This is a genomic window from Streptomyces sp. NPDC001868, assembly GCF_040297125.1.
In the GTDB taxonomy this organism is placed as follows: domain Bacteria; phylum Actinomycetota; class Actinomycetes; order Streptomycetales; family Streptomycetaceae; genus Streptomyces.
In genome coordinates this window covers 63184-76833 of the sequence record NZ_JBEOYO010000020.1, presented here as the reverse complement: position 1 = coordinate 76833, position 13650 = coordinate 63184, and the positions used below count along the sequence as shown (strand labels likewise).

The 13650-nt window shown below is 70.6% G+C and carries 8 protein-coding genes; 5 read left to right on the top strand and 3 right to left on the bottom strand.

All coding sequences use genetic code 11. The features are described from left to right. Positions 1-30: 30 nt before the first annotated feature. The gene (locus ABT147_RS23605) at positions 31-1521 is read left to right on the top strand and encodes an aminopeptidase P family protein (RefSeq protein ID WP_502983140.1); all 1491 of its coding nucleotides are present in this window, start codon (positions 31-33) and stop codon (positions 1519-1521) included. A gap of 280 nt (positions 1522-1801) precedes the next feature. On the opposite strand, the gene ABT147_RS23600 is transcribed toward ABT147_RS23605, so the two are convergent. Further along, positions 1802-2638, bottom strand: a complete 837-nt coding sequence (locus ABT147_RS23600; RefSeq protein WP_351409267.1) for a triphosphoribosyl-dephospho-CoA synthase — start codon at positions 2636-2638, stop codon at positions 1802-1804. Positions 2639-2647: 9 nt separating this feature from the next. Then, positions 2648-3580, bottom strand: a complete 933-nt coding sequence (locus ABT147_RS23595; protein WP_351409265.1) for an intradiol ring-cleavage dioxygenase — start codon at positions 3578-3580, stop codon at positions 2648-2650. Between the two features lie 719 nt (positions 3581-4299). On the opposite strand from ABT147_RS23595, the gene fxsA reads away from it, so the two are divergent. The 4 genes from fxsA to fxsT all read left to right on the top strand — a co-directional run bounded on the left by fxsA (position 4300) and on the right by fxsT (position 12433). Next, on the top strand, positions 4300-4497 hold the full coding sequence (gene fxsA / locus ABT147_RS23590) for an FxSxx-COOH cyclophane-containing RiPP peptide (RefSeq protein ID WP_351409263.1): 198 nt from the start codon (positions 4300-4302) through the stop codon (positions 4495-4497). A gap of 39 nt (positions 4498-4536) precedes the next feature. After that, on the top strand, positions 4537-6945 hold the full coding sequence (locus tag ABT147_RS23585; protein ID WP_351409261.1) for an FxsB family cyclophane-forming radical SAM/SPASM peptide maturase: 2409 nt from the start codon (positions 4537-4539) through the stop codon (positions 6943-6945). 151 nt (positions 6946-7096) lie between these two features. Further along, the gene (locus ABT147_RS23580) at positions 7097-8344 is read left to right on the top strand and encodes a TIR-like protein FxsC (protein WP_351409259.1); all 1248 of its coding nucleotides are present in this window, start codon (positions 7097-7099) and stop codon (positions 8342-8344) included. 117 nt (positions 8345-8461) lie between these two features. Then, positions 8462-12433, top strand: coding sequence for an FxSxx-COOH system tetratricopeptide repeat protein (fxsT, locus tag ABT147_RS23575; RefSeq protein WP_351409257.1), 3972 nt, complete (start codon positions 8462-8464; stop codon positions 12431-12433). 182 nt (positions 12434-12615) lie between these two features. Here the strand turns inward: fxsT and ABT147_RS23570 are convergent, their stop codons facing one another. Next, the gene (locus ABT147_RS23570; RefSeq protein ID WP_351409254.1) at positions 12616-13479 is read right to left on the bottom strand and encodes an alpha/beta fold hydrolase; all 864 of its coding nucleotides are present in this window, start codon (positions 13477-13479) and stop codon (positions 12616-12618) included. Positions 13480-13650: the final 171 nt, after the last annotated feature.

Here is a 13650-nt window from a genome sequence, read left to right as displayed (position 1 = left end):
AGGTCCAGTGCCGTACCTAGGAGGATGACCGTGGCGGACGAGCTCGAACCGGCGACCCCGGAGACCGAGGCCGAAGCCGAGGCCGAGGCCGAGGAGCCGATCAAGCAGCGGAAGAACGGCCTGTACCCGGGCGTCTCCGACGAGCTGGCCGAGAACATGAAGTCGGGCTGGGCCGACACCGAGCTGCACGGCCTGGAGCCGATCGCCCAGGCCGCCGAGACCGCCGCCCGCCGCGCCGCGCTCTCCGCGCGCTTCCCGGGCGACCGCCTGGTGATCCCCTCGGGCAACCTGAAGACCCGCTCGAACGACACCGAGTACCCCTTCCGGGCGTCGGTCGAGTACGCCTACCTCACCGGTAACCAGACCGAGGACGGCGTCCTGGTCCTGGAGCCGACCGGCGCCGAGGGCCACGAGGCGACCATCTATCTGCTGCCGCGCTCCGACCGGGAGAACGGCGAGTTCTGGCTCTCCGGCCAGGGCGAGCTGTGGGTCGGCCGCCGCCACTCGCTGACCGAGTCGGCGAAGCTGTACGGCATCCCCGCCGCCGACGTGCGCGAGCTCGCCGACAAGCTGCGCGAGGCCACCGGCCCCGTGCGGGTCGTCCGCGGGTACGACGCCGGCATCGAGGCGGCGCTCAACGACAAGGTCACCGCCGAGCGCGACGACGAGCTGCGGGTCTTCCTCTCCGAGGCCCGGCTGGTCAAGGACGAGTTCGAGATCGGCGAGCTGCAGAAGGCGGTCGACTCGACCGTGCGCGGCTTCGAGGACGTCGTACGTGTGCTGGACAAGGCCGAGGCGACGTCCGAGCGCTATATCGAGGGCACGTTCTTCCTGCGCGCCCGGGTCGAGGGCAACGATGTCGGCTACGGCTCCATCTGCGCCGCCGGTCCGCACGCCACCACGCTGCACTGGGTCCGCAACGACGGTCCGGTCCGCTCCGGCGACCTGCTCCTGCTGGACGCGGGCGTCGAGACGCACACGTACTACACGGCCGACGTCACGCGCACCCTGCCGATCGACGGCACGTTCAGCGAGATCCAGAAGAAGATCTACGACGCCGTGTACGACGCCCAGGAGGCCGGCATCGCCGCCGTGCGGCCGGGCGGCAAGTACCGCGACTTCCACGACGCCGCGCAGCATGTCCTGGCCGAACGGCTGGTCGAGTGGGGGCTCGTCGAGGGCCCCGTGGAGCGGGTCCTGGAGCTGGGGCTGCAGCGTCGGTGGACGCTGCACGGCACCGGGCACATGCTCGGCATGGACGTCCACGACTGCGCCGCCGCGCGCGTCGAGTCGTACGTCGACGGGACGTTGGAGCCGGGGATGGTGCTGACGGTCGAGCCCGGGCTGTACTTCCAGGCCGACGACCTCACCGTGCCCGAGGAGTACCGGGGCATCGGGGTCCGCATCGAGGACGACATCCTGGTGACGGACGACGGCAACCGGAACCTGAGCGCGGGGTTGCCTCGCCGGGCCGATGAGGTCGAGGCGTGGATGGCTGCGGTGAAGGGGGCGCGGGGGTAGGGCGGTACCGGTACGTGGTCGGGTGCGGGTGAGTGGGGGCTGGTCGCGCAGTTCCCCGCGCCCCTAAAAGCTTCAGGCCCCTGCGGGCCTGAAAGCCCACCACCCCGCGCGTCTGTAAGACCACGGCCCCGCGAGCCTGAAAGACCACGGCTCGCGAGCCTGAAGCGACGGGGCTGCGGCCTGAAAAGCATGGGGCGCAGTCCCTGCTTTTCAGGGGCGCGGGGAACTGCGCGAGAAGCCCCACCGGGCCCGCACCCGCCGACACACCCGAACCCCCGAGCTATGAGGCGCCCCGCACCAGCGACGCAACAGGCAAGGAATCCACGAACAAGGCCCCCGCAAGCAACGACCCGCTCCCCCGGGGACTCCACCCCCTCTCCTGCAGCTCCATGTCGAACGCGGTCAGAGCCGCACGCCCGGCCTCGCTCATGACACCCCCCGCGTCGATCACACCCCGCGCCCCCGCCTGCACATGCCGCAGCCCATGGGGCCCGGCGGTGTAGAGCAACTCGGTGTCCTGGAGTGTCGACATGACCGTGAGGAGCGCGTCGAGGCGGGCGTCCGGCTCGGGCGTACCGGCGGTGCGGGCCTTGGCCAGGACGTCCAACGCCCGGCGTACGTGCGGGAATCCGGCACGCGCCTCCCCCCGGGCCCCGGCCGCCCCGTACTTGGCGGACACGGACGACCCCCGGGAGGGCAGCCGCGGCGCACGCCGATCGGGATGCGCGGCGATCTTCTTTGCGATGGCGGCGAGTTCACGCCCCCGGGCACCGGGCTCCATGGCCGCCGCGGCGACCAGAAGGCCCAACACCCAGGTGGCGCCGCGATGCCCGCCCCCGGCAAGCCGCACGGAGTGTTCGGTGCAGCGCCCGATCGCACCGAGTTCGGCACGGAGTTCGGGGGTCGCGGCACCGTTGCGGCGGGCGCAGGCCGCCATCGCCGCGAGGCCGGGCACCAGTGCCTTCGCCGACCAGCGCAGGGCACGGTGGTCCTGCCGGGTGACCCGGGCGCCGAGGTCGCGCGGATCGGGCAGACCGGGCTTGGGCGTCATCTCCAACTGCCGGGTCAGCGCCGCCACCGCGGCCCACGCCAGCGTCTCGTCCTCGCGGCTGCTCATGGGCGCACCCTACGAGGCCGACGCGGAGCCGGTGGCGCTGTCGGTCGGGGCGTCCGCCGGGGGCTCGCCCGACGGGGGCGTACCGCCCTCGCCGCCACCGCCGGCGCCCGTGTTCTCGGCGTCGGGGTCGATGCCCAGGGTGAGGGAGCCCTTGTAGCCGCGCGCCGGGTCGGTCTTCTTCACGGCCTTGAGGGTGAGCAGACCGCTGGAGGCGCCGCCACCGTCGTAGACCATGTCGTTGTCGAGGGTGGTGTAGCTGCCGCTGTGCCGGGAGTACGGCTCCAGGGTGAAGATCTCCTGGGCGATCTCGTCGTCGAAGAAGAACTGGCCGGTGTAGTTGACCTTGCCGCCCTCGTAGGTGCCGTCCTCCTTCGCGCCGCCGGTGTGCACCTTCACATGGATGTGGCAGGTGCGCGGGGTGTACCAACCGGGGAAGACGGTCTCGAACTTGACGACCCCGTTGGCGTTCGCGATCTGGTAGCCGCGGAGGTAGGTGGCGTCGTCGGCGGTCGAGCCGTCCTCGCTCTCGGCGGGCGCCGAACCGCCGGGGTTGGCGGTGGTGTAGCCGGAGTAGTAGCCCCAGGCATCGCAGTGCCAGATCTCCACGGCCGCGCCGGGGACCGGGGTGCAGCCGTCGGTGGCGTCCACGACCGTGAGGCGCAGCGTCAGCGGAACACCGCTCTTGCCTTCGGTGATGTCCTTCCGGACCAGGGCGCCGTCCAGGTAGTACGGGCCCTCGGTGACGCTGGACATCAGCGTCATGCACGCGTCACCGGTACTCGTCGCGGACGCCGTCGCCGTCGCCTCGGTGCCGCTCGTCGTGTCGTCGGCGAACGCCGACTGGTACCCGGCGACCGCCAGTCCGCCGGCCGCCACCGTCCCTCCGGTCACCGCGAGGGCGCGACGCCGCGTGATGGTTCTGCTGGTGTGGATTCCCGTCATGACAGCGAAGTTAGGGACGCGGTCCGTCAGGGGGCTGAGGTGTGGCTGTGAGGGGGCTGAGAGTGCGGAGAAGGCCGGCACCCCCGTCGCCGTCACGGAACGTGACGAAACCGGGGTGCCTTCCCCGAGTGGCCGAACCCGGATGAACCCCGGATTGAACCCGGGTCGCATCCGGTTCGTGGAAGGCTTTCAGGGGCGTCGAAGTACGCGCGGGCGCACACCTCGGCGCCTGGGTGTACGGCTCGCGACCGGTTCGCTCCGTACGTCTTCACTAGGCCCAACTACGCTGATCGCAGTACGAGTTGACAGTACATCGACTCAATTTGGGTAACTCTTTGGTAAAAGTCTCCCGCGCCGCGGCGACTGCCTGGATCGTCGTGAATCACGAGGTTGACCAAGGTCCAGCGCGGTGGCCTCGACTTTGACGCCGACAGGAGATGGGGGACTCACCCGTCAGCGTGACGTGAGTCACGTTTATTGCCAGGATCTTCGGAGGGGCGTGGCGTTGAAGCCGTGTCCTGGGGGCTATGGTCTGCGAAATCAGTGGCTCGACTGGGGCCGGATGCCCCGTATGTTCTGTCGCCACTGCAGCAGTTTCCCCACAGGCCTCAGACTCGGCTCGGATCGCGGCCTCAGCCGATCACTGTTAGTACATCCCTAAGGTCTAAACCACTGTCTGCGCCCTCGGCCCAGATGGTTGAAAGATTGATGAGGTCCGAATGAACGCATCCCTCGACGTCGCGGCCGAAGAGCCGGGAAAGCCGACCGCTGTCGGCCCGGAGCGGGTTTCCCTGGTGCGTCTGGCTGCACAGAGTAACGGTGCGCTGTCGCCCGCGTTGACTCGTGCCGTCTCGAACGGCGTCGAGCGGCGGGGACCGGGCAGGGTCGCGGTCGCGGCCTTCCAGAGCTCGGTCTGATCTCATCGATCCCATCGATCGGGAACCGACAGCACCCTCATGACACCCATGGGCCGACCACCCCACCCCTTACGCCAATTCGTGCTCAAAATGCACAGCCGCTGCGATCTGGCATGCGATCACTGCTACGTGTTCGAACACGCGGACCAAAGTTGGCAAGGTCGGCCCATCGTGACGTCGGACGACGTCCTCCGGGACACTGCGGAACGTATCGCCGAACACGCGCGCACCCACGGCCTGGACACCGTCCACGTGGTGCTCCACGGCGGCGAACCGCTCCTGGCAGGCCGGACCCGGCTGCGCAGGGCGGCCGAGGAACTCACCCGGGCCCTCAACGGCGTGTGCGCCCTGGACCTGCGGATCCACACGAACGCCGTCACGCTCGACGAACGGTTCCTGGACCTGTTCGACGAGTTCGACATCAAGGTCGGCGTCTCACTGGACGGCGACAAGGCCGCCAACGACCTGCACCGCCGCTACGCCAACGGGCGCAGCAGCCACGACCGGGTCCTCAGAGGCATCGCCCTGCTCGGCCGACCCCGCTACCGCCACCTCTTCGCGGGCATCCTCTGCACCATCGACGTACGCAACGACCCGGTCGCCGTCTATGACGCGCTCGCCGCGCTCGCCCCGCCCCGCGTCGACTTCCTCCTCCCGCACGCCACCTGGGACGAGCCGCCGCTGCGCCCGGCCGACGACACCGACGGCACGGCCTACGCGCGCTGGCTGCTGGCGGTCCACGACCGCTGGACCGCGGACGGCCGCCCCATGGACGTACGCATTTTCGACTCCATCCTGCGGACCCTGCGCGGCGACAGCAGCCTGACCGAGTCGCTGGGGCTGGCCCCGGCGGACCTCGCCGTGATCGAGACCGACGGCACGTTCGAGCAGGCCGACTCGCTGAAGACCGCCTTCGACGGCGCGCCCGTCACCGGGATGGACGTACGGAACAACACGCTCGACGAGGTGGCCGCGCATCCCGGCCTCGTGGCCCGACAGCAGGGGCTCGACGGGCTGGCCGAGGAGTGCCGTGCCTGTCCGGTCGTGCGCTCCTGCGGCGGCGGGCTCTACGCCCACCGGTACAGATCCGGCAGCGGGTTCATGAATCCGTCCGCGTACTGCTCCGACCTGCTGCGTCTCATCACCGACATCCGGGACCGTCATATGGCCGACCAGTCCGTCCAGCCCGCGCTCGCCGACCACCACCTCGACGAACTGGCCGCCGGCCTCGGTTCCACGGACACGACGGAACTGCTGGCTCATCACCAACTGGCGCTGGGGCGCGAACTGCTGGGCCTCGCCTGGCAGGAGACGGCGCACACCGCGCGGGGCGAGGCCGCCTGGGCGACGCTGACCGTCCTCGACAGCGAGGCACCCGAGTCGGTGGACCGGGTCCTGGCCCATCCCTATGTGCGGTCCTGGGCCCTGCGGTCCCTCGCGGGCGACCCGGAGGCGGCCGAGACCGCCATGCGCGGGGTCGCGGAGATCGCCGCCGCCGCCGCGCTGCGCGCCGGGCGCACGGAGACCGTCGTCGTCCCGGTCCACGGCGGGCTGCTGCGGCTGCCCACGCTCGGGGCGCTGACGCTGGCGGCCGACGCCGAGGAGGCCGAGGTGCGCACGGACGCCGACGGCTTCACCGTCCACGCGGGCGACCGGACGTACACGATCGCCTGGAAGGGCGCCGTGGACCCCGCCTGGCAGCTCAGCCGGCAGGTCGAACTGGACGGCTGGGCCGTCGCCGTGGAGGACACCGACCCCTGGCGGGACTGCCACGGGCATCCGGTACACCCCCGGCTCACCGAGAGCGAGGCCCAGGCCTGGCGGTCGGACCTGGCCGCCGCGTGGGCCTGGATCCGCCGCGAACTGCCGCAGTACGCGCCGGGAATCGCCGCCGGGCTGCGCGTGGTCACCCCGCTGCGGCCCTCGCCCGAGGGCCACGACATCAGCTCCGCGGCCCGGGACGCCTTCGGCGCGGTGGCCATCGCGAGGCCGGCCACGCCGGAGACCCTGGCGCTGCTGCTCGTCCATGAGTTCCAGCACGTCAAGCTGGGTGCGGTACTCGATCTCACGGACCTCTACGACCCCTCCTGCGAACGTCTGTTCTACGCTCCCTGGCGCCCCGACCCACGTCCCCTGGAGGGGCTGCTGCAGGGCACGTACGCCCATATCGCGGTGATCGACTTCTGGCACGCCCGGCTGCGCACCACCACCGGGGACGAGGCCCGCGCCGCCGAGGTCCAGTTCTCCCGCTGGCGCGACCAGACCGCCGAGGCCGTGGAGACCCTGGCGGCCTCCGGCGCGCTCACGGCGGCCGGGGAGCGGTTCGTCGCCGAGATGCGGAAGACCGTCCAGGGGCTGATGGCCGCCCGGGTCGGCACCGAGGCCCTGCGGACAGCTCGGCGGGTCGCCGAGGAACACCGGGGCGCCTGGGAGGCAGCGGCGCGTTAGAGCCCTTTCCCCGCCCCGGGACGGGCGCGGCGTGCGCCCGGCACTCGCGCCGGGCTGAACCGGCGTCAAGTCGGGTGTGTTCGTCCTGTTCCGAACAGGACTTGTGGCTTCCTACACTAGGGGCCCAGTCACGGAGCGTCGGGGGGCATACGTGCAAGGAGCCAGTCTGGGCAGAGGGGGGAGCAGTCCGTACTTCTTCCTCAGCTACGCGCACACGCCGAACCACGATTCGAGCGGTGCCGACCCCATCGTGTGGGTGAAGAAGCTCTTCGACGGACTGTGCGAGCACATCATGGAACTGACCGACCTGCCCAAGGGGGCCAAGGTCGGTTTTCTGGACCAGGGGATACAGGTCGGCACCCGGTGGACCGACGAGCTGTCGGTGAACCTCGCGCGCTGCAAGGTGTTCGTCCCGCTGTACTCACCCCGCTACTTCCGCAGCGAGCAGTGCGGCCGGGAGTGGTGGGCCTTCTCCCAGCGGCAGGTCAACCACCGGGCGCGCGGCGGCGTCGCACGGGACAGCGCGATCATCCCCGCGTTATGGGTGCCGGTGGAACCGGCCCAGATGCCCCAGGTGGCGAGGGACCTGCAGTTCAACCACGCCACCTTCGGACAGGACTACGCGGACGAGGGCCTGTACGGACTGACCAAACTGCGCTACCTCCGCGACGAGTACGAGCGTGCCGTCTACCGGCTGGCCAAGCAGATCGTGCGGGTGGCCAACGACGCCGCGCTGGACGAGGGCAAGTTCTCCAAGGACTACGAGTCGCTGCCGGCCGCGTTCGGATCCGCCGAGCACCCGCCGGAGTTCGACATCTCGGTGCTCGCCTGCACCCGTTCGGACCTGCCGCAGGGCCGTAAGCCGGACTACTACGGGGACCGGCCGCACGACTGGAACCCGTACCACCCGGAGTCCACCCTGCCGCTCGGCGACCACGCGGCCGACCTGGTGCGCACCATGGACTACAAGGTGAACGTCGGGGCCCTCGACGACAACTCCCGCATGCTCCGCCAGGAGAAGCCCAAGGCTCCCGGGCTGATGCTGCTCGACCGGTGGGCGCTGGAGACCACCAAGAACAAGGACCTCATGGGCAAGTTGTGCGAGGAACAGCGCCCTTGGGTCAGCGTCATGATCCCGCGGCACCGCAACGACATCGTGCCCGCCGAGAAGGAACAGCAGCTCGAAGAGCTCACGTACCGGACGCTGGTCCCGCGGCTGGCGGACGGCGCCGGGCACTGCGCGGCCAACGGCAGCGTCCATGACCTGGACGCCTTCGGCAACGAGCTGCAACGGGCGGTCGCCTCGGCCGTCTTCTACTACTGGGAACACGTCGAGACCTATCCACCGGAGGGACCACCGGTCAAGCCCCCACGGCTGAAGGGGCCCGACCTGGGCTAGGTCCGACCTGGGCCAGTGGGATCCGGGTCACGGACCCCGGCAGCACCACCTGCACGACCACCGAAAGGCGCGCGACGAGCGAGGCCGAAAGAGGCCGACAGGGCGGAAGGCAGAAACATGGCGCAAAGCCGCAACGGCACCGTGATCACGTTCTACTCGTACAAGGGCGGTACCGGACGGACCATGGCACTCGCCAACGTGGCGTGGATCCTGGCCGCGAACGGCCATCGTGTGCTGGCCGTCGACTGGGACCTGGAGGCACCGGGCCTCCACAAGTTCTTCCACCCTTTTCTGGACGCCCAGTTACTGCGGGGCACGCCCGGGTTGATCAACCTCATAGACGAGTACCGGCGGGAGGCCCTGCGCAATCTGCCCGACCGGGCGGCGGACTGGCACCGCAGCTACGCACGGGTCCGGCCGCACGCGCTCTCCCTCGACTGGGCCTTCCCCGACGGCGGCAGCCTGGACTTCCTGTCCGCCGGCAAGCGCCACCGCGACTACCCCATCGTCGGCAACATGGACTGGGACCGCTTCTACGCCAGTTACGGCGGCGGCCAGTTCTTCGACGCGATGCGCGCCGACATGCAGCGCTACTACGACTTCACCCTGATCGACAGCCGGACCGGTCTCAGCGACCTCGCGGACATCTGCACCGTGCAGATGCCCAACACCCTGGTCGTCTGCTACACCCTCAGCGAGCAGAGCATCGAGGGTGCCGCCTCCGTCGCCCAGGACATCAAGGAGCTCCACGGCGACAAGGGCATCCGCATCCTGCCCGTCGCCATGCGCATCGACCTCGGTGAGAAGGACAAGCTCGACGCCGGACGCGCTCGCGCCAAGGAACGTTTCTCCGGACTGCCGGCCGGCCTGAATCCCGAACAGCTGGCCGACTACTGGGCATCGACGGAGATCCTCTACCAGCCGTACTACGCCTATGAGGAGATCCTCGCGGCGTTCGGCGACCCGCCGAAGTCGGCCAACTCCATGCTGAGCGCCTGTGAGCGGCTCACCTCGGTCATCACCGAGGAGCGGGTGACCAAGCTGCCGCCGATCAGCGAGGCGAAGCGGGCCCAGTACAAGAGCGCGTACACCCGGCAGCGGCCGACGCCGCCGTCGCAGCTCACGCTCTACTACGTGTCCGAGGACCGGATGTGGGTGGACTGGCTCGAATCCGTGCTGCGCGGGGTGGGTTTCGAGGTGACGCCCAAGAACGTCCAGTCGATGCCGACGGCCGAGATCGGCGCCGAGGCCATGCCCGGCGGGGCGCACCGGGTGCTCGCCGTGCTCTCGCCGAGCTTCGTCGACTCCCGCCGGGCGCGGGCCGCGTGGGAGGCCGCCGTGCACTCCGGCGGCTCGGAGAAGCGGCAGCAGCCGGTGTCGATCCGCATCGACGACGTGCAGCTGAGCCTTCCGTTCGCGGCCCGGGGAGTCATCGACCTCAAGGGCCTGAACGAGGCCCAGGCGTACACCACGCTGCTGAACGGGCTGGACCGCCCGGAGGCCGTCTCCACCGTGACGCCGAGCTCCCGAGGCCTGCGGTTCCCCATACTCGGCCGGCGGATCTCCAACGTCCCGGCCCGCTACCGCTGGTTCACCGGCCGCTCCACGATCCTGGACCGGCTGCGCCAGCAGCTGACCACCAACCGCCCCGGACAGCGCGTGCCCCAGGTCCTGCACGGCCTCGGCGGCGTGGGCAAGACGCATCTCGCCCGGGAGTACGCCCACCGGTTCATGGCGGACTACGACCTGGTGTGGTGGGTCGACGCCGAGCAGCCGGAGCTGGTGCCGCCCAAGCTGGCCGCGCTCGCCCAGCACCTCGGGCTCGGCGTCGGCGAGGACGTCAAGGAGGCGGCCGAGTCGGTCATCCAGGCCCTCAGAAACGGTGAGCCGTTCAACCGCTGGCTGTTGATCTTCGACAACGTCGAGGACCTGGACAAGGTGCTGCACAGCTTCCCGGAATACACCGGGCCCATCCCCGACGACGTCTACGGCCACATCATCGCCACCACCCGCACCCGGCCCGCGCTGCCCAAGGTCCAGCCGCTGGAGGTGGAGGTCTTCACCCGCGAGGAGAGCGTGGAGCACCTGTGCCGCCGGGTGCCCGGGCTGAGCGAGGAGGACGGCGGGCTGGTCGCGGACGCGGTGGGCGACCTGCCGCTCGCCATCGAGGTGGCGGCCGCCTGGCTGGAGGCGACGGCCACCCCCGTCGACGTCTACATCGAACAGCTGCGCGAGCAGTCCACCCAGGTGCTCTCCGTCAAGGAGGCCGTGGAGGCCGTGGACTACCCCCGGTCCGTCGGGGCGACCTGGAACATCTCCATCAACCGGCTCCGCGACGAGTCCCCGGCCGCCGCCCGCCTCCTCGAACTGTGCGCCTTCTTCGCCGCCGAGCCCATCTCCATGGCCCTCATCGGCAGCGACGCGATGATCAGGGCCCTGCTGCCGTACGACCGCGATCTGCGCGCCCGTTACATGCTCGGCCGGGTCACCCAGGCCCTGAACCGCTTCGCCCTGGCCAAGGTCGACTCGACCGACAACTCCATCCAGGTGCACCGCCTGGTCCAGGCCGCCGTGCGCGACAGCATGGACGAGCAGAAGTTCGAGGACACCATCCACGAGGTGCACCGCATCCTGGCCGCCGCCCGGCCGCCCGAGGAAGCCCTCGACGACCCCGCCCAGTGGCCCGGCTACGAGGTGATCTGGCCGCATCTGACGCCCTCGAACATCCGCAACTGCTCGGAGGAGGACCCGCGGCAGCTGATGGTCTACCGCGTCCGCTATCTGTGGAAGCGCGGCGACCTGCACGCCGCCCGCACCCTGAGCACCCAGCTCAACGAGTTCTGGTCGGGCGAGTTCCCGGACGCCACCGACGAGCAGATCCTCAACCTCCGCTTCGAACTGGCGAACGTGCTGCGCTCGCAGGGCCAGTACCAGGACGCCCTGGACCTGGACGAGAAGACCCTCGCCGACCAGCGGCAACTCCTCGGCGAGGGCCACCCGAGCATCCTGATCACCTCCGGCAGTTTCGCCGCCGACCTACGGGCGGTGGGCCGCTTCAAGGAGGCCCTGGAGCTCGACCAGCGGATCTACCGGGGCTTCCGCGAGATCTTCGGCGAGGACCACCCGCGCAGCCTCACGGCCGCCAACAACCTGGCCATCGACTACCGGCTCGCCGGCCAGAGCGAGGACGCCCGCCGCCTCGACGAGGACACGGTCCGCCGGCGTACCGCGCTGCTCGGACCCCGGCACCCGTACACCCTGACGACCAAGGGGCACCACGCCCGCGACCTGCGCGAACTGGGCGACTACAAGAGCTCGGTGGAGATCCTCCGCGAGGTGCGCGAGGGCTTCAAGAAGGTCCTCAACCCGAACGTGCCCGAGGTGCTGCGCGTCGACAAGAGCCTCGCGGTCTCCCTGCGCAAGGGCGGCCACACCGCGGAGGCGCTGCGGATCAGCCAGGAGACCTGGGACACCTACGCCCTCTACCACGACCGCTACGGCAGCACGATCCCCGAGGCGCTGGCCTGCGGCCTCAACCTCGCCGCGGACTACTTCGCCACGGATCCGGAGCACGGCGCGGGGCGGGCGGTCGAGCTGGTCGACGAGGTGCTGGAGGGGTACAAGAACATCTTCGGCCCCGAGCACCCGTTCGTCATGTACTGCCTCAACAACCTCTCCATCTACCGCCGGGCCCTCGGCGAGGCGGAGCGGGCCGCCGAACTCAGCGAGCAGGCCCGCGACGCCCTCGCGGAGGACCTCGGGGACGACCACCCCGCCGTCCTGTCCGCCGGTCTGAATCTCGCCAACGCCTACGGCGACCTGGGCCTCTACGACCGGGCCGAGCAGTGGGAGCGGGTGGCCATCGACGGCCTGCGCGCCCGCTTCGGGGCGGATCACCCGGACGTGCTGGTCAGCACCGGGAACCTGGCCGTGACCCTGAGGAGTATGCGGCGCACGGACGAGGCCGAGCGGCTCCAGCAGCACGCGGAGACCAAGCTGTCACTGCTGCTGGGCGACGCCCATCCGGTCACCGAGTCCGTACGCGCCGGGCGCCGGGTCGGCCGCGACCTGGAGCCGCAGCAGACGTGAGGCGTCGGTAGGGGCGGGATCGGGTACGGGACGAGGGTTTCGTGCGGGTACGGGACGTGCGGGACCGGGGTCTGCCTTCGGGACGAGGCCTTGGTACGGGGCCGGGGCCTGCCTTCGGGGCAGGCCCCGGTTGCCGGATCCGCGTTGCCGACCCCTGGCTTCCGACCCCTGGTTGCCAATCCTTAGTTGACGGCCCAGCTCAGGACGCGGGTCAGCACGCGCAGGGAGCCGAAGTGGGCGGCGCCCCGTTCGACCTCGACCTCCGCGTCCGGGATGTTCCGGCCCAGCCAGCGGGTGTGCTCCACGGGGGCGAAGATGTCGTCCGCGCCGTGCCAGAGCTTCACGGGCGTGCTGATCCGGCGCAGGTCGAAGCCCCAGCCCGTGCTGAACGCCATCACGTCGTCCACCCAGCCGTCGGCGGAACTGCGCAGCCCCTCCGCGAAGTTGCGCTCCAGCATGTCCTGGATCCCGGCGTCCGCGACGATCCACCGGTCGGACTCGGGGAGCCCGCCGGCCATCTCGGCGACCGACGCGGCCGGGTCGGCGAGGATCGACCGGGAGCGGCGTCCGAGGGTCGCGGTCACCCGCTTGCGGCCGATGGCGGCGTTGACGTACTCGCGCACGTTCGACTCGGTCATGCCCTGGAACCAGTCGAGCCCGGACGCGTCCCGGGGGGCCAGGCTGACCAGCGCGCCGACCCGCGTCGTACGCTCCGGCAGCAGCGCGGCGCAGGCCAGCGCGTGCGGGGCGCCCCCCGAGCGGCCGACCACGGCGAACCGGCTGATGCCCAGGGCGTCCGCGATGTGCCGCACATCGACGGCCGCGGCGCTCACCGTACGGCCCGGCAGCCGGTCCGAGTCGCCGTACCCCGGCCGGTCGAAGGTGATCAGACGGATCCGCATGCGGTACAGCAACTGCTCACGCGGCGCGGGGCCGAGCCGGCTGCCGGGGGTGCCGTGCAGCAGGAACACGGGCCGGCCGTCCGGATCCCCGCTCTGCTCGACCGACAGCCGCCGACCGTCCGAGGTATGCACCGTTCGCTGCATCGCCATCCCCTGTCGTCCCGTCCCGCCCCTGTTTCCCGCCGATCCCCGCCTCCGCCGACCGTCAACCGCCGCGACGGACTCGGGCTTCGAGCCGTGTTCGGCTTCGGTGGGAAGTACCGGGGGAGACCACGGACCGGGGTGGTGTGCGACGGCGCGACCCCGGCGCGGGGC

Bases quoted from the DNA above. Each gene is read 5' to 3' on its own strand.
- ABT147_RS23600 (WP_351409267.1), bottom strand. From the start codon at position 2,638: ATGAGCAGCCGCGAGGACGAGACGCTGGCGTGGGCCGCGGTGGCGGCG.
- ABT147_RS23595 (WP_351409265.1), bottom strand. From the start codon at position 3,580: ATGACGGGAATCCACACCAGCAGAACCATCACGCGGCGTCGCGCCCTC.
- fxsA (WP_351409263.1), top strand. From the start codon at position 4,300: ATGAACGCATCCCTCGACGTCGCGGCCGAAGAGCCGGGAAAGCCGACC.
- ABT147_RS23585 (WP_351409261.1), top strand. From the start codon at position 4,537: ATGACACCCATGGGCCGACCACCCCACCCCTTACGCCAATTCGTGCTC.
- fxsT (WP_351409257.1), top strand. From the start codon at position 8,462: ATGGCGCAAAGCCGCAACGGCACCGTGATCACGTTCTACTCGTACAAG.
- ABT147_RS23570 (WP_351409254.1), bottom strand. From the start codon at position 13,479: ATGCAGCGAACGGTGCATACCTCGGACGGTCGGCGGCTGTCGGTCGAG.